A 15,698-nucleotide genomic window follows, 5' to 3' on the forward strand; every position below is an offset into this window, starting at 1 on the left:
AATCTGTTGAACATACTAAAAAGCCCCTAGGGACGGCCCTTGACGAGCCGGCCGACCCTAATGAAGCCAGAAACCTCAAGGCAAGCAACCATGCGGGCGCACTGATGCGCGTTTGTGCATCATGTGTGCCCAATAGACAACATATATCCAATAGGATAGGCAATTCCGCCGAAGACGGCGGGGTCTTCGGTGAATTTGCCTGCCTCGACCGCGCTACCCGTCGACCCGGCTCTCCGCCTTGGCAAGGCGTCGGCCCAGACTGCGGCAATATTCGGGAAGCGCACCGCTTGGCCAAGACCAGTCGGTTGCCGTCACGATCTTGGTCACGTCCAGGACGAATTCGTCATGGATTCGCGGCGAGGTGACGACCAGCTCGCCGCGGCCGAATCCCTCGATCACCCAGAGCGCCATGCGCCCGACCTCGACGCAGGCGCCGGAACCGACATTGTAGGTTCCGACCAACCGATGGTTGAGCACGGCCCTTATCGCCGCCGCCACCTGCTCCACCGGCAGGAAGTCGCGCCGCACGAAGGGGCTGACGTCGAGCATTATCCGGTTCTCGCCGGCGAGCCGCCCGAGCATCAGGCTCATGAAGCTGGGCCGGGCTTCGAGACGATCATACCCGACCACGTTCCCCACCCGGAGAATCGTCAGCCGCTCGCCGAGAAGGTTGGCCAGGACCCGCTCGATCGTCAGCTTGTTGCGTCCGTAGGGATCGATCGGGCCGACCGGACCGTCCTCCGCCGCTCCGAAGGCGTATTCCGGCGCATAGACCTTGCGGGTGCTGAGCATGACGTAATCCAGGCCCAGTTCCGCCGCCGCCCGTCCCAGGCGCAGGTCGATATCCAGTTCGGCCCTGTAAGGCCCGCTCCGGAGTTCGGGATGATAGGCGAAATTGACGATCCGCCCGATACCGTCGAGCAGGTCCGGCCGGTCCAATTCGTCATGGCCGACATAACGGCAGTTCGGAACGCCTCCGCAGTCGCGCAATGCCCTGGCAAGCAGGCTGTTGCGGCCGACGATCAGGGTCGCGTCGCCCATCAGTCCTCTCGGGCAGGTCGATTTCGGTTCAGGCTGGCCCTTCACGGGATCGGCATCATAGGCCCGCTCCGCCGGCGCGCGACGGGGCAATCGGATGCATTCGATCGGATTAACCTCCGGTAAAATGTTTAGAAATATTATCGTATGATAAGGCAACAGCGATCCGGGAGCCGTCCATGTCCGTGCCAGCGTCGAACCGCCGAGTAACCTATACCCTGGCAACTCTCAGGCGGGGCGTCTGGCAGACCAGCGGCACGATCGACAGCCTGGACTCCGCCCTCGCCAGGGCGCGCGAGACGCTGGGCACCGGCAAGGTCGAACGGGTCAGGGTCGAGCAGTGCTTCACCGATCCCGGAGCCAAGCGCGCCGTCATGACCACCGTCTTCGAAGAGGCGGGCGCGGCCCCGCCCAGGTTCGAGGTCAACGCCTGGATGCTCCTGGGCATTTCCGTGCTGCTGGGGATCGCCGCGTTCCTGATCACCGGCTTTCTGCTTCAGGGTCCGGGCTCCTGAACCTTTTCGCCTTCCCGTCCCTTATTCCCGTACCGCAAACGTGGAAGAGAGTCAGGGAGAGGCAAGACATGACCGACGAACGCGATCTCAGGAAGCCGGGGGAAAGACCCGTTCCGCCGCGTCGCCCAGGCAGCGACTCCGCGATGCCGCCCTATGCGCCCGGCGGCGTCCCCGAACCGACCCAGGGCGAGGAAACCGCCAGCACGACCGAGGAACGGGAAGTTCCGCCTTCGGGCTTTCCGCCCAAGCGTGCTCCCTGAACGATCCGGGGCGGCGCGGGCAGCGGAACTACCGGCGCCGCCGCCCCGTCGCTGTGTTGCGTTGATGCAACAGTCGCTCGATAATGTGATTGAAAATCGGCCTGATGCTCGCTTCCATATTGCATCTGCGAGCGCATTCATTAATTTTTGCATTGCAGCAAGCGATTGCTGCTTCGCCCTTGTTGGGCGTTTCCTCCCTAGACTCAGGCCGCTCCCAAGGCGGCCTTTTTTCTGCCAGATCGCCAAAGATTGGGCAAGCCTGTACAGACGAAGTAAGGCACTGCCTTTAGGTATAGGCGGCGACGGGCATCAGGGCCGGATCCTGCCCACGACCTCCCCGCCCGGGCGCAGAACCACGACCTCCCCCGATGCCGGATAGATTCCCGTCAGTGCGGTGACATTGACCTGATGGGTCACCAGCACCAGCGTGCCCGGACCTTGCCATGCGGCCATCAGGTCCCGCACGGCAGCCGTCTGCTCGGCGCCGTCGCCACGGGTGCCGAAGAACGAATTCAGCGGCTCGAAGACCTCCACCGGCCCCAGATCCATCAGTTCGGCCGTGTCGACGCAACGGCACCAGGCGCTGGTCAGCACCCGTGCGCCCGTCACGCCGCGCTCCCGCAGTTCGGCGCCGAACCGCCGGGCCCAATCCCGCCCGGCCTCGGACAGCAGCCGTTGGGTCGCGCAGTCGTCCAGGCGGAATCCGGGAGGATCCCCCACTCCGGGAACGGTCACGGCATGCCGCATCAGTGCCACGTGACCGCCCTGCTCCAGGGCCGTCCAGGCCGCACGCTCGTCGGCCCGGGCCGGTGCGGCGGCCGGCAGCAGGATCAGGCAAAGCGCGAGTCGGCGGGCCGCTCGGAGAATGGTCTGGCGAAGCATGCGGATGGTCGTTCCCGGTCTGTCATCCCTCCCGCATCAGGTAGGCCGCCCGGCTAATCCGCCAAGCCGGGCACCGTCTCCGACTTGGACCGGTGGCTGATCGCGAACGCCTCCTCCGGCGACTTCACCAGATGATGGCGCCCATAGAGTCCGAAATAGGCGATGCCGGTCAGGAACCAGATCGCGCATCCCCAAACCCCCGGCCGGTAATCCGGATTGAAGAACAGCGACACCAGGGTCACCACCGCGATGACCAGCGCCACGACGGCGCCGGGAACCCCAAGCGGGCTGACGAAGGGCCGCTCGATGTGCGGCAGCTTGGAGCGCAGCAGGATGAAGGACACGAGTTGCATGATGTAGCTGATCATCGCCCCAAACACCGCCATGTTGAGCAACGCCGCGCCGACCAGCGCGCTTCCCGAATACTGCATCACGAAGGCGACCAGGAAGCCCAGGGCTGCACCGGCGAACAGGGCGACATGGGGCGTCTTGCGCTCGCCATGGGTGACCGACAGCCACTTGGGGAAATAGCCGGCACGGGCCAGGCTGTAGATGTTCCGGCCATAGGCGTAGATGATCGCGTGGAAGCTGGCGATCAGACCGGCGGCGGCGATCATCGCCAGAAGCTTCACCCCGATGCCGTCGCCGAAGATGGTCTGGAAACCCAGGAACAGAGGCTCGGTCGAGGTCCCGACCTCCTTCGCGCCCGGCGCTATGCCGGCCGACAGGAACAGCGTCAGGAACGCCAGCGCGATCAGCGTCAGGATGCCCAGCAACAGGCCCCGCGGCATGTCGCGTTTGGGATCGTGCGACTCCTCGGCGGCCAGGGGAAGCTGTTCGATCGCCAGGAAGAACCAGATGGCGAACGGCAGCGCCGCCAGGACGCCGGCCCAGCCGAACGGCAGGAAGGCGCTGCCGCCGGGCCCCGGCTCGATGTTCAGGGCGTTCGCAGCGAAGTCGAAATGGCTTATGGCGCCGACGAAGAAGACGATCAGGATCGCCAGCGCGATGAAGGTGATCACCAGGGTGAACTTGAAGCTCAGCTCGACGCCCCAGTAGTTCAGCCCCACGAAGATCACGTAGCAGAACAGCCACCACATTGGCGCCAGCTCCGCCGGGGTCCCGAAGATGGCGCCGAGATAGCCGCCGATGCCCACCACGATCACCGCCGGGGTCAGCACATACTCCATGTTCTCGCCCAGGCCGGTCAGGAACCCGCCCCACGGCCCCAGCGCCGACCGCCCGAAGCTGTAGGCGCCGCCGGTGTGCGGCAGCGCCGGCGACATCTCGGCCAGGCTGAAGCACAGGCCGAGATACATGACGACGACGATCAGTGTCGCGATGAACAGGCCGCCGAAGCCGCCGGCGCCCAGGCCGAAGTTCCAGCCGAAGAAGTCGCCGGAGATGACCGCGCCGACGCCCAGCGCCCACAGCGACCATACCCCGGCATATTTCCGAAGCCCCCGTTTCTCGAAATAAGCGGCATCTACCGCATGGTACCGGACACCGTCTATGCTCTCAGGCTCTGACATGATGACCTCCAACCGTTGGTTTCAGGCACAGTGGCGGCCGGTGGACGATCCTCTATACTTCTTGTTGTTTGTTTTGTTCTTCGTTCCGTTTTCGTCAGCGGATGCCGCGCAGGCGCTCGCCCCTCCGCCGCAGGGCCTCCATGACCGTCATCAGCAGGACCGACAGGACGATCAGCAGGGTGGCGGCGGCGGCGATGACCGGGCTGATATTCTCCCGGATGCCGTCGAACATCTGGCGCGGCAGGGTGCGCTCCTGCGGGCCGGTCAGGAAGAGCGCCACCACCACCTCGTCGAACGAGGTGACGAAGGCGAACAGGGCGCCCGACACCACGCCGGGCAGGATGATCGGCAGCGTGACCCGGAAGAACGCCGTCGCCGGGTCGGCTCCCAGGCTGGCCGCCGCGCGCGACAGGTTGGCGTCGAACCCCTGGAGGGTCGCCGACACGGTGATGACCACGAAGGGCACCGCCAGCGCGGTGTGGGCGAGCGTCAGGCCGATCAGGCTGCCGGTCAGCCCCAGCGGGGCATAGAAGAAGTAGACGCCCACCGCGACGATCACCAGCGGCACCACCATGGGCGAGATCACCAGGGCCAGCAGCAGCGAACGGCCGGGAAACCGCGCCCGCTGCAACCCCAGCGCCGCCAGGGTCCCCAGCACCGTGGCGAGCAGGGTGGCGGCGCAGGCCACCACCACGCTGTTGCGGAGCGACGAGAGCCAGCGCTCCGATCCCAGCAGCTCCTGGTACCAGCGCAGCGAGAGCCCCGGCAGCGGGAAATTCAGGAAGGACCCGCTGCTGAACGACAGCGGGACGATCACCAGGATCGGCAGGATGAGGAAGCCCAGCACGAGGACCGTGATCGCCCAAAGGCCGACATGCCAGGCGCGCTGGGCCGCCGTCGCGTGGGGCGGCAGGTTCAGGATCGGTCTCATGCCCGCCTCATCCCATCCGCATGCGGTCGACTCCGACCAGCCGGGCATAGACCCAGTAGAGCATCAGCGTCGCCACCAGCAGCACCGAGCCGAGCGCCGCCGCCATTCCCCAGTTGATCGTCTGGTTGGTGAAGAAGGCGACGAAATAACTGACCATCTGGTCCCCGGCCCCGCCGACCAGGGCCGGCGTGATGTAGTAGCCGACTCCCAGGATGAAGACGAGCAGGCAGCCGGCGCCCACCCCGGGAACCGTCTGCGGCAGGTATACCCGCCGGAAGGCCGTGAAGGGCGTGGCGCCCAACGAAGTCGCCGCCCGCACATAGGCCGGCGAGATGCCGCGCATCACGCTGTAGAGCGGCAGCACCATGAAGGGCAGCAGGATGTGGACCATGGCGACATAGACGCCGACCCTGTTGTAGACGAGCTGGATCGGCTCGCCGATCAGGCCGATCCATTGCATCGTCTCGTTGATCGGCCCCTCCCGCTGGAGCAGCACGACCCAGGCCCCGGTCCGGACCAGGATGGAGGTCCAGAACGGCAGCAGCACCAGGATCATCAGCAGGTTCGAGATGCGGGGCGGCAGCGACGCCAGCTTGTAGGCCAGGGGGTATCCCAGCGCCAGGCACCAGAGGGTGACCACCGCCGCGATCCAGAAGGTCCGCGCGAAGATGTCGAGATAGATGGCCCGGTCCGCAGGAACCCGCGCGACCGATCCGGAGGCGTCGATCTCCCGGTCGACCGCGGCGAGCAGATAATACGGGGTGACCGGGGCCGCGGCGCGGCGCATCACCGCCCAGGTGGCCGGCTCGCCCCACGCCGGGTTGCGCGCCGCCAGCGTCTGCCGCCATGTCCCTTCCGGCGCGTCGGGCAGGCCGCGGGCCGTGGCGAACAGCACCGACCGCATGTTCGGGATCTCGTAAGTCAGCCGCTTCGCCACCCCGGACAGGGACCGGTCGCGCTGGCCGGCCGCCAGCTCCCGCGCGAAGCTCGCGAACACCGCTTCCGGCGGCAGGCCGCCGCCGTCCCATTGGCGGAGCGCCGCCGCGGTGTCCGGCATCACCGACGGCAGCTCCGAATTGTCGACGCTGCGCACCAGCATCAGCCCGATCGGGGCCAGGAAGAACACCGCCAGGAAGACGAAGAGGGGCGCGACCAGCGCCACCGCCTCCAGCTTGCGGCGGCGCTCGGTGCGGCGGAGTTGCGCCTTCAGGTGTCGCGGCCGCTCCTGCGGCCGCGCCGACGGGATGGTTGCCGTCACCGGCCGCTCCAGGCGTTGAAGCGTTCGGTCAGCCGCTCGACGTTGGCGACCCAGAATTCGGTGTCGAGTTCCAGGCCGACCTCCAGGTTGCCGGGCTCGGTCGGCATGATCGGCAGCACGGCGGGATCGACCAGCGCCGCGGCCTCCTTGGCGGTCACGCCGTAGGGCACCTTGGGCGGCAGGTCCTTCTGGCGCGCCGGGTCGCTCATGAAGGCGATCAGGTCCATGCCCGCTTCCCGATTCGGGCTGTCGCGCAGGATCACCCAGCTGTCCACGGCATAGACGCCGCCCGGCCAGACGATCCTGAAATCGCGGTTGTCGCTCTTGTTCGCCGCCGTCACGCGGGCATTGTAGGCGCTGGTCATCGCGACCTCGCCCGACGCCAGCAGCTGGAGCGGCTGGGCGCCGGCCTCCCACCAGACCATGTGCGGCTTGATCTGGTCGAGCTTCCTGAAGGCGCGATCGACTCCGGCGTCGGTGTCGAGCACCTGGTAGACCTGCGACGGTTCGACCCCGTCGGCCATCAGCGCGAATTCCAGCGTGTATTTCGGGCCGCGGCGGAGCCCCCGCTTGCCGGGAAATTTCTGGACGTCCCAGAAGTCGGCCCAGCTCTTCGGCCCCTCCTTCATCTTGGCGCCGTCATAGGTGATCAGCGTGGTCCAGACGATGGCCCCTACCCCGCAGTCATGGACCGCGGCGGGAATGAACTTGTCGCGCCCGCCCAAGGCCGCCCAGTCCAGCTCCTCGAACAGCCCTTCCTCGCAGCCCAGCACCAGTTCCTCGGCCTCGACCTGGACGACGTCCCAGTCGGCGTTGCCGCCCTCGACCTTGGCGCGGAGCGCGCCCACTCCCCCGTTCCAGCTGTCCTCGACCAACTTGGTCCCGGTCTGCTTCATGAAGGGCTGGAAATAGACCTCGCGTTGCGCGTCCTGGTAGGAGCCACCCCAGGAGGTGACGGTGAGATCGCGGGCCTGGGCACCGCCCATCGCCGAGGCCATCAGAAGAGCACCGAAAAGCAGGCTGGTCTTGCATCCCATCATCGTCACCCTGTTCCTGTTTTATGATTTATGCCGAGTTTTCATCACCTTGTCCGGCGTGTCCAGAGTATCCGTCGTCGAAGGAGGGGCCGACATGCAGAGTCAGGCCTTCCGGCGCCGCCGGGTATAGAGTTTCAGTTCGGCCACCGACACCACGCCGAGGGCGACCCCCGCCACCGCGTAGGCGGCCACCCCGGCCCCGACCAGCAATCCCAGAGCCAGCGAGCGCGTCCCCAGGGCGGGGGCACCCAGCATCCCGGCGAGTCCCCACTGGGCCGCGAGCAACACCCCGGCCATGGCCAGGGCCGCCAGAAGCTGCCGCGGCACCCGCCGCCTGAGCCGCGAATCGAACACCAGGAACCCGCGCCGGAACAGCAGCACCGCCAGCAGGGCGCAGTTGACCCATGACGCGGCCGAGGTCGCGAGCGCCAGGCCCACCTGGGAGAGCGGCTGCATCAGCGCCAGCTTCAAGGCGACGTTGACGGTGACGACGACGAGGGCGATCTTGACCGGCGTCTTCGTATCCTCGCGCGCGTAGAAACCCGGCAGCAGGCTGCGGATCAGCACGAAGGCCGGCAGCCCCAGGGCGTAGGCCATCAGAGTGGCCGACGTCGCCTGAGCATCGGCGGCCTGGAACGCGCCCCGTTCGAACAGCACCGAGATGATCGGGAAGCCCGCAGCGAGGAAGGCGGCCGTGGCCGGCAGGGTGAACAGCAGCGACAGCTCGATCGCGCGGTTCTGGCTGTCGCTGGCGGCCGCCATGTTGCCGCCCTTCAGCGCTCGCGACAGTTCCGGCAGCAGTACGGTCCCGATCGCGATTCCGATCACGCCCAGCGGCAGCTGGTTTATCCTGTCGGCATAGTAAAGGTAGGACACGGCCCCGGTCGGCAGCAGCGAGGCGATCAGCGTGTCGATGAACAGGTTGATCTGGGTGACGCCCGCGCCCAGCGCCGCCGGTCCCAGGACCGTCAGGAATCGCCTGACCCCCGGTGTCAGCCGCGGCCAGGGCAGCCTCAGCGACATGCCGGCGCGCCGGCAGTCCCATGCCAGGTACAGGAACTGGGCCACGCCGGCGGCCAGCACCCCCCAGGCCAGCGCGTGGCCCGGGGTCGGCAGCAGCGGCGTCAGTCCGACCAGCGCCCCGATCAGGCAGAGATTGAGCAGGATCGGAGCCGCCGCGGCCGCCGCGAAACGCTCGATGCTGTTCAGCACGGCGCCCATCAGCGACACCAGGGAGATGAACAGCAGGTAGGGAAAGGTGATGCGGGTGAACAGCACCGCCAGGTCGTACTTCGTCGGCTCGCCGGCGAAGCCCGGCGCGAAGACGATCATGAACCAGGGCATGATCAGTTCGAACGCCAGGAGCAGGACAAGCTGCACGACAAGCAGGAAGGCCAGCACCTGTTCGGCGAAGATGCGGGCCTGCGACCGGCCCTGGCCGACCAGGAAGGAGGAGAACATCGGCACGAAGGCGGCGTTGAACGCGCCTTCGGCGAACAGGGCTCGGAAATGGTTGGGCAGCCGGAACGCCACGAAGAAGGCGTCGGCGACCGGCCCCGCCCCCAGCAGGGCCGCGGTCAGGATATCCCGGACGAAGCCGAGGACGCGGCTGGCGAGCGTCAGGCCGCCGACGGAAAGGATCTTGCGGAACACGGTGGAGTGGCCTTGCGCCTGGAACGGAATCGGAAAGGATCAGACCGGGTCGAGCGCCCTGCAGTCCTCGACGGCCCAGCGGACCGAAACGTCGTGGCCAGCCTGGAACGTCTGGGCGTCGTCGGCGAAGGGGACTTTGACCATGAAATCGTCATTGTCCGCAACCGCCAGGCGAAGCCTCAGGTGGTCGCCGAGGTAGATGCGCTCCAGGACGCGGGCGCCCAGCCGGTTCTCCCGGCCGTTGCCGCTGTCGTCCGAAGCTCCCCGGTCCAGGAGAATCCGTTCGGGCCGGATGGACAGGGTGGTCGGCTGCCCGGCACGGTCTACCGACACGGCGGTCGCCAGGACGCTTTCGCCGGTCGGCAGCTCGACGCGGCACATGCCTCCCGAGATATCCCGGACGACGCCCGTCAGCCGGTTGTTCTCCCCGATGAAGTTGGCGACGAAGCTGTTGCAGGGCTGCTGGTACAGCCGGTCCGGCAGGTCGATCTGCTGGATCATGCCGTGATTGAACACCGCGATCCTGTCCGACATGGTCAAGGCTTCGGTCTGGTCGTGGGTGACATAGACCACGGTGACGCCCAGCGACTGGTGGATGTGCTTGATCTCCAGCTGCATATGCTCGCGCAGCTGCTTGTCCAGCGCTCCCAGCGGCTCATCCATCAGGACCAGCTGAGGGTCGAAGACGAGGGCGCGGGCCAGCGCCACCCGCTGCTGCTGGCCGCCGGACAGCTCCGCCGGCCGGCGGGCGCCGAACTTCTCCAGGTGGACCATGCGGAGCGCCCGGGCGACCCGCTCCTCCGTCTCCGCGCGGGGCCTCTTCCGGACCGACAGCGGGAAGGCCAGGTTCTCGGCCACCGTCATGTGCGGGAACAGCGCATAGTTCTGGAACACCATGCCGATGTCCCGCTTATGCGGCGGAAGGCCCGCGATCGACCGGCCGGCCAGCCTGATGTCTCCCGACGTGGGCACCTCGAAGCCCGCCAGCATCATCAGCGACGTGGTCTTGCCGGAGCCCGACGGCCCGAGAAGGGTCAGGAACTCGCCGCGGCTTATGTCCAGGTTCAGGTTTTTGACGACCAGCGTCTCGCCGTCATAGGTCTTCCTGACGTCCCTGAATTCGACATGGGGCTGGAAGTCGGCAGGGGAAGCGACGGCGGCGGCGGAGAGGTCTGTCTGGGTCATGGCTGCAGGATATCGCAAATCAAGGCCCCGGCCAGCCCCCGAGTGGGCCGGGCGGCTCTGTCCGCCATGATATTGATGCGATTAGGGGATACGCGGGACGATAGCGGGCAACTCCGATGGACGCGGATCATTCATCCGTTTTTTGCGTTCGTGAATGGTACCAGGGTTGATAGAGTGCCGAGGCTCAACACATGAGAACCGAAGGTACTCCGCCTGCGAAATTCCGGTACCGGGCGGCGTTGGGTAATCCTTTTGATAGAACATGCCATGATCAATAACCGCTTCGGTCTCCGCGAAGAGCCATTCACGATTACGCCTGCCACCCGTTTCACCTACGCGTCGCAGGAGCATGAGGAAGCTTTCAACGGCTTTACCCTTGCCGTGGTGGCTCGGCGCCGGGTCATGGCTCTCTATGGAGAGACCGGGTCGGGCAAGACGACCCTGCTGCAGGCACTGCTCGACCAGCTCGAGTCGGAAGGCACGATGGTGCTGGCGATCGCCGCCAGCCCCGGCATGACGGTGGAGGACCTGATCCAGCAGGCCGGCGGCGAACTGTTCCTGGACGAGAACGGCGGCCAGCCCCTGTCCGACATGGACGCCCTGGTCGAGCGCCTCGAACAGCGTCTGGAGGAGGCCGGCACCGGCGTCCTGATCGTGGACGAGGCGCAGGAGCTCGATGTCGGCGTTCTGTACGACCTGGTCGAGATGGCGGCATCGGACACCGAGACCGGCCGTTTCCTGCAGGTGCTGCTGGCGGGTACGCCCGACCTGGAGCGCATGCTGGCGGAACCCGGCCTGGAAGACACCATGCGCCGCCTCGGCGTGACGTACCACCTTCCGCCGCTGGAGCGGGATCAGGTCGAGTCCTACATCCAGGAGCGCCTCGGCGCCGCCGGCGCGATCAGGGACGACATCTTCGAGCCGGCGGCGATCGAGGCCATCGCCCATTATTCCGGCGGCCTGCTGCAATTGGTCAACACGCTGGCGGACGTCGCCGTGAGCGGCGCCTCCCGTGCCGGCGAACGGACGATCACGCGCGCCCGGGTCGAGCAGGTGGCCCACGACCTCGGCCTGCAGCCCGTCCATGAGCTGCAACCCGTCCAACCCGCGGGTCCGATCCGGACCGAGGTGCAGGAACCGGTCGCTCGCATCCGGCCGTCCCCTCCGCCGCCGGCCGCCCCTCCCCAATCCGCGCCGACCCAGTTTACGCCCGCGCCGCCGACGCCGCCGCGCGCCGCTCCGCCGCCGGACCCGTTCGGCCACGCGCCCCGTCATCCCGTCCAGGCGCCCCTGCCGCACGATGAGGAAGACAGGCCGGCCCCTGTCCACCGGCACCCCGCCCGCGGGGCGGAGCCGGTTCACGACTCCTATCCGTCCTGGGACGATGGCGAACAACGGACGCCTCCGCCGTTGCGCCGCAGTGCGGGCGCCCCCCTGACCGCATCGGCGTATGCGCACGACCGTCCCGAACCGGAAGCCCGGCGCCGACGCTGGCCGCAGGTCGCGGCCAGCGTGCTGGCGCTGCTGGCCGGCGCGGGCATCGCGGCGGCACTGCTGGAGCCCCAGGCCGTCCAGCAGCTCTATGCCCGGGCGACCGGCGACCAGGTCACCTGGGGTTCCGAACCGCCGCCCTCCGAAACCGCCGCCTTGCCACCGGAGACGGACTGGGAGTCGCAGCCACCCGTCCCGGTGGCACCTCCCCCGGTTCCCCAGCCGGCCCAGCCGCCAGCCGCGGCGGCGCCCCCGCTCCCGGCGCCGGCCCCGCAACCGGCACCGGCCGCAGCGCCCCCGGCACCGCCCGCGCCGGCCCTCTCCGCCGAAGCGGCCAACGAGCAGCGCGTCACCGAGCTGGTGAACCGGGCGAACAGGTATGTGGAGCAGCGACTGCTGACCACGCCCCCGGGCGGCAATGCCTTCGAGGTCTACCGGCAGATCGTCCAGATCGCCCCGCAGGATCCCCGCGCGGCGACGATCCTGGCGACCATCAAGGACACCTACCGGCGCTGGGGCGTCACGGCGGAAGAGCGGGGGCAGTTCGACAACGCGGCCAGCTTCTATCGCCGCGGCCTGACGGTCGATCCGGCCGACCAGGCCCTGCAGGCGCATCTCCGGGATTTGGACGCCAAGCGCCAGGCCGCCGTCGCCGCGGAAGCCGCCTCCCCGCCCGCGGCGCCGACCGCCGGGACCGCCGTCGCCCCGCCGGCGGCGGACCAGATCCTGCGCCTTCCGCCGGACTACGACGAGGGTGCCGATCGCGCCGGCGCCGCGTCCGACCTGCCGCCCGCCGCGCCCAACCGTTTCGTGACCCGCGAGGACATGCTCCAGGCCTTTCAGCAGCCTGCGGTTCTGGAAGCGGTCATCCAGGCCGGCCGAGACATCGATTACGAACTGCCCGACGGCAAGACCGCCCTGATGCTCGCGTCGGAGCAAGGCAACGCCCAGGCCGTCCGCCGGCTGCTCGGCGCCGGCGCCGCTCCCAACGCGCGCAGCCGCAACGGGGGCACCGCCCTGATGTATGCCTCTTCGATCGGCAACAACGCCATCGTGCGCGCCCTGATCCAGGCCGGCGGTTCGGTGAATTCCATGAACGTGGAGGGCAAGACCGCCCTGATGGCCGCCGCGTCGCGCGGGCAGGTCGAAACCGTCCGCATCCTGCTGGAGAACGGCGCCAACGTCGGCACCACCAGCATCCACGGCCGCAACGCGCTGAGCTATGCGCAGGAAGGCGGCCATCGCGCGGTCGTCGACCTGCTGAACACCTTCGATCCCCAGGCGAGTTCGCGGCGTTCCGCCCTCGATAACCAAGTCGGACAACTGAACTGATCATCATGAAACTGCATCGCATCGGCGCCGCCCTGGCGGCGCTTTTCGCGCTGGCCGCCTGCGAGGATTACGGCCGGGTCACCCAGACCCAGGTCGATCCCGCGTACAACCCGGACGAACTGGGCTATGCCGGCGGCCGGAACGCCACGCTGACCACGCTGATCTATGGCAACCCGAGCGATGTCGGCGCCGCGCAGTTCGCGAGTCAGGTCCTGGCCTCGATGAACCGCGTCCATGTCGGCGCCAGCCTGAAGTTCGCCCAGGATGCCGGGCCGGGCGGCCAGGACCTGTACAAGGTCGTGATGGTTTTCAATCCGGTCAATCAGGTGATCGACGCGGAACTCTGCGCCGCCCAGATCCCGCCGTCGCAGCCCTTCGACGAGGATGTGACCGTTAGGGCAGCCTATTGCCGCGGTGGACGGGCGCTGACCGGTGCCATCGGCACGATCGAGGCGGAGGATGCCGCCAAGCCGGACCGCATGGACCGGTTCATCCGGGATCTGACCTTCACCCTGTTCCCGCCGAACAAGGGATCCTGACGTTACTTCGCGGCCTCCACCAGGGCCACCAGCCCGGCGAGCAGGTCGATCGGGCGCGGCGGGCAGCCGGGGATGTGCAGGTCGACCGGAACCACCGCGCCCACCCCTCCGACGATGCCGTAGCTGCCCTTGAACAGGCCGCCGTCCAGGGCGCAGCCGCCGACCGCGACGACCCATTTCGGATCGGGCGTGGCATCCCAGGTGCGGAACAGGGCGTCCCGCATGTTGGCGGTCACCGGTCCGGTCACCATCAGCACGTCGGCGTGCCGGGGCGAGGCGACGAACCGCATCCCGAAGCGCTCCAGGTCGTAGATCACGTTGTTGAGCGCGTGGATCTCCAGCTCGCAGCCGTTGCACGACCCGGCATCCACCTGGCGGATCGACAGGCTCCGCCCCAGGCGCGTGCGGGACGCCCGGTCGAGGCGGCCCGCCAGCTCCTCGATGCCGGTTTCGGCGGGCGCCGGCCCCTTCATCGTGACGGGCCCTCGGAGCAGGTTCCGGGCGATTGTCTTCAGCATGGCGTCGTCCTACAGGTCGTGCCCCGAATAGGAACAGTTGAAGCTCTTGTTGCACAGCGGGAAGTCGGCGACGATGTTGCCCTCGATCGCGGCCTCCAGCAGCGGCCACTGGAACCAGGACGGGTCGCGCGGGTGGCACCGGGTCACGATGCCGTCCTCGCGCAGGGCGACCCAGGTCATGATCTCGCCCCGGAAGCTTTCCACCAGCGCCATCCCCTGCCCCGCGGCGGCGGGAACCGCCGCGTGGACCGGCCCCTCCGGAAGGCGGTCGAGGATCTGGGCGATCAGGCCCAGGCTCGCCTCCACCTCCCGGATGCGGACCCAGACCCGGGCATTGACGTCGCCGTCGATGAACACGGGCACGTCGAACTCCAGGTCGCCGTACGGCGCATATCCCGGGCTGCGCCGGGCGTCGTGCGCCCGGCCCGACGCACGCCCGACATGGCCCCCGGCGCCGAAGCGGCGGACCAGTTCGGTCACCACGCGCCCGGTCGAGACCGTCCGGTCCTGGAGCGAGGCCTTCTCGTCGTAGGTATGGATCAGCGGCGGGAAAACCTCCCGCAGGTCGGCCACCAGCCGCGTCAGCACCTGCTTTCCGTCTTCCGCCAGGTCGACCGCCACCCCGCCGGGGATCACCCGGTCCATCATGAGGCGGTGGCCGAAGCAGGCGTCGGCCGCCCGCAGCACCTTCTCCCGCAGCAGCCCGCATTCCGCCAGCATGTAGGCGAAGGCGGCGTCGTTGCAGATCGCCCCGATGTCGCCGAGATGGTTGGCCAGCCGCTCCAGCTCGGCCATCAGCGCCCGCAGCCAGACCGCCCGCGCCGGGACCGTGGCGCCCGTGGCCGACTCGACGGCCCGCGCGAAGGCATAGGAGTGCGCGACCGTGCTGTCGCCCGAAACCCGGGCCGAGAGCTTGGCGACCTCGGCGACCGAGCGGCCGCCCATCAGCCATTCGGTTCCCTTGTGGACGTAGCCCAGCCGCTGCTCCAGCCGGACCACCGTCTCGCCGTTGCAGGTGAAGCGGAAATGGCCCGGCTCGATGATGCCGGCATGGACGGGTCCGACCGGGATCTGGTGCAGGCCCGGCCCCTCGACCGGCAGGAAGGGATAGGGTTCGGGATGGCCCAGCGGATCGGGCGGGTCCGCCGAGAGCGGCAGCCGGATCGGCCAGGAGTCGTGGTCGAGCCAGGGGCGCGGATCCACCAGCGACTCGGCCGTGACTCCGAACAGGTCCTGCGCCGCGCGCTCCAGCCGGATCGCTCCGGGCCGGGCCCCGCCGACCGAGGGAAAGCGTCCCTCCGGACAGGCCAGCGAAACCACGGCGACGGTCCCCGGCCCCTCGTCGCGCAGGGCCATGTGGACGATGCCGGTATCGGCCCACAGCCCCACCAGGGACCAGTCCGGCTTGTCCGCCAGGGTCGCGACCAGCGCGCTCCAGGCCTCGCGGTCCAGGTCGAAGCGCGGGAACGGCCGGTGGTTCTCGGCGCGGGTCCCGATCGAATCGAGATGGTCGAGCATGCGGTCTTC

14 protein-coding genes are annotated in these 15,698 nt (G+C 68.2%); 4 read left to right on the forward strand and 10 right to left on the reverse strand.

The window, feature by feature from the left end:
• Window positions 1-213: 213 nt before the first annotated feature.
• Window positions 214-1,041, reverse strand: a complete 828-nt coding sequence (locus IGS68_RS18670) for an NAD-dependent epimerase/dehydratase family protein (protein WP_201072499.1) — start codon at window positions 1,039-1,041, stop codon at window positions 214-216.
• Between the two features lie 176 nt (window positions 1,042-1,217).
• Here IGS68_RS18670 and IGS68_RS18675 point away from each other — a divergent pair, with 176 nt between their 5' ends.
• Both IGS68_RS18675 and IGS68_RS18680 read left to right on the forward strand, forming a co-directional pair.
• Window positions 1,218-1,553 carry a hypothetical protein gene (locus tag IGS68_RS18675; RefSeq protein ID WP_201072501.1) on the forward strand — a complete coding sequence of 112 codons (336 nt, stop codon included), beginning with the start codon at window positions 1,218-1,220 and terminating at the stop codon, window positions 1,551-1,553.
• Window positions 1,554-1,621: 68 nt separating this feature from the next.
• Window positions 1,622-1,813 carry a hypothetical protein gene (locus tag IGS68_RS18680; protein ID WP_201072504.1) on the forward strand — a complete coding sequence of 64 codons (192 nt, stop codon included), beginning with the start codon at window positions 1,622-1,624 and terminating at the stop codon, window positions 1,811-1,813.
• Between the two features lie 309 nt (window positions 1,814-2,122).
• Here IGS68_RS18680 and IGS68_RS18685 read toward each other — a convergent pair whose 3' ends face one another.
• The 7 genes from IGS68_RS18685 to IGS68_RS18715 form a co-directional block, all read right to left on the reverse strand.
• The gene (locus IGS68_RS18685) at window positions 2,123-2,695 is read right to left on the reverse strand and encodes a histidine phosphatase family protein (protein WP_201072506.1); all 573 of its coding nucleotides are present in this window, start codon (window positions 2,693-2,695) and stop codon (window positions 2,123-2,125) included.
• 53 nt (window positions 2,696-2,748) lie between these two features.
• Entirely contained in the window at window positions 2,749-4,227 is a 1,479-nt protein-coding gene (gene eat / locus IGS68_RS18690) for an ethanolamine permease (protein ID WP_201072508.1), read from the reverse strand.
• Between the two features lie 94 nt (window positions 4,228-4,321).
• On the reverse strand, window positions 4,322-5,158 hold the full coding sequence (locus tag IGS68_RS18695) for an ABC transporter permease (RefSeq protein WP_201072510.1): 837 nt from the start codon (window positions 5,156-5,158) through the stop codon (window positions 4,322-4,324).
• Between the two features lie 7 nt (window positions 5,159-5,165).
• A complete protein-coding gene (locus IGS68_RS18700) occupies window positions 5,166-6,416 on the reverse strand; it encodes an ABC transporter permease (protein WP_247880966.1) in 1,251 nt (416 codons plus the stop codon).
• Window positions 6,413-7,456, reverse strand: a complete 1,044-nt coding sequence (locus IGS68_RS18705) for an ABC transporter substrate-binding protein (RefSeq protein WP_371821793.1) — start codon at window positions 7,454-7,456, stop codon at window positions 6,413-6,415. Before IGS68_RS18705 ends, IGS68_RS18700 begins: the two co-directional genes overlap by 4 nt.
• A gap of 99 nt (window positions 7,457-7,555) precedes the next feature.
• A complete protein-coding gene (murJ, locus tag IGS68_RS18710) occupies window positions 7,556-9,106 on the reverse strand; it encodes a murein biosynthesis integral membrane protein MurJ (RefSeq protein ID WP_201072512.1) in 1,551 nt (516 codons plus the stop codon).
• A gap of 39 nt (window positions 9,107-9,145) precedes the next feature.
• Window positions 9,146-10,291, reverse strand: coding sequence for an ABC transporter ATP-binding protein (locus tag IGS68_RS18715; RefSeq protein WP_201072514.1), 1,146 nt, complete (start codon window positions 10,289-10,291; stop codon window positions 9,146-9,148).
• Window positions 10,292-10,693: 402 nt separating this feature from the next.
• On the opposite strand from IGS68_RS18715, the gene IGS68_RS18720 reads away from it, so the two are divergent.
• The gene (locus IGS68_RS18720; protein ID WP_201072516.1) at window positions 10,694-13,114 is read left to right on the forward strand and encodes an ankyrin repeat domain-containing protein; all 2,421 of its coding nucleotides are present in this window, start codon (window positions 10,694-10,696) and stop codon (window positions 13,112-13,114) included.
• A gap of 5 nt (window positions 13,115-13,119) precedes the next feature.
• Window positions 13,120-13,653, forward strand: a complete 534-nt coding sequence (locus tag IGS68_RS18725; protein ID WP_201072517.1) for a hypothetical protein — start codon at window positions 13,120-13,122, stop codon at window positions 13,651-13,653.
• Window positions 13,654-13,655: 2 nt separating this feature from the next.
• On the opposite strand, the gene IGS68_RS18730 is transcribed toward IGS68_RS18725, so the two are convergent.
• On the reverse strand, window positions 13,656-14,171 hold the full coding sequence (locus tag IGS68_RS18730) for an NADH-quinone oxidoreductase subunit B family protein (protein WP_201072519.1): 516 nt from the start codon (window positions 14,169-14,171) through the stop codon (window positions 13,656-13,658).
• Window positions 14,172-14,180: 9 nt separating this feature from the next.
• Window positions 14,181-15,689 (reverse strand): hydrogenase large subunit, encoded by a 1,509-nt coding sequence (locus IGS68_RS18735; protein ID WP_201072521.1) that lies wholly within the window; start codon window positions 15,687-15,689, stop codon window positions 14,181-14,183.
• Window positions 15,690-15,698: the final 9 nt, after the last annotated feature.

It is taken from the genome of Skermanella sp. TT6 (assembly GCF_016653635.2).
Classification (GTDB): Bacteria; Pseudomonadota; Alphaproteobacteria; order Azospirillales; family Azospirillaceae; genus Skermanella; species Skermanella cutis.

What these genes read in the sequence shown, in the direction of transcription:
- IGS68_RS18720 (WP_201072516.1), top strand. Translation starts at nt 10,694, where the DNA reads ATGGCTCTCTATGGAGAGACCGGGTCGGGCAAGACGACCCTGCTGCAG.
- IGS68_RS18695 (WP_201072510.1), bottom strand. Translation starts at nt 5,158, where the DNA reads ATGAGACCGATCCTGAACCTGCCGCCCCACGCGACGGCGGCCCAGCGC.
- IGS68_RS18680 (WP_201072504.1), top strand. Translation starts at nt 1,622, where the DNA reads ATGACCGACGAACGCGATCTCAGGAAGCCGGGGGAAAGACCCGTTCCG.
- IGS68_RS18670 (WP_201072499.1), bottom strand. Translation starts at nt 1,041, where the DNA reads ATGGGCGACGCGACCCTGATCGTCGGCCGCAACAGCCTGCTTGCCAGG.
- IGS68_RS18675 (WP_201072501.1), top strand. Translation starts at nt 1,218, where the DNA reads ATGTCCGTGCCAGCGTCGAACCGCCGAGTAACCTATACCCTGGCAACT.
- IGS68_RS18735 (WP_201072521.1), bottom strand. Translation starts at nt 15,689, where the DNA reads ATGCTCGACCATCTCGATTCGATCGGGACCCGCGCCGAGAACCACCGG.
- IGS68_RS18705 (WP_371821793.1), bottom strand. Translation starts at nt 7,456, where the DNA reads ATGATGGGATGCAAGACCAGCCTGCTTTTCGGTGCTCTTCTGATGGCC.
- eat (WP_201072508.1), bottom strand. Translation starts at nt 4,227, where the DNA reads ATGTCAGAGCCTGAGAGCATAGACGGTGTCCGGTACCATGCGGTAGAT.
- IGS68_RS18730 (WP_201072519.1), bottom strand. Translation starts at nt 14,171, where the DNA reads ATGCTGAAGACAATCGCCCGGAACCTGCTCCGAGGGCCCGTCACGATG.
- IGS68_RS18725 (WP_201072517.1), top strand. Translation starts at nt 13,120, where the DNA reads ATGAAACTGCATCGCATCGGCGCCGCCCTGGCGGCGCTTTTCGCGCTG.
- IGS68_RS18715 (WP_201072514.1), bottom strand. Translation starts at nt 10,291, where the DNA reads ATGACCCAGACAGACCTCTCCGCCGCCGCCGTCGCTTCCCCTGCCGAC.
- IGS68_RS18685 (WP_201072506.1), bottom strand. Translation starts at nt 2,695, where the DNA reads ATGCTTCGCCAGACCATTCTCCGAGCGGCCCGCCGACTCGCGCTTTGC.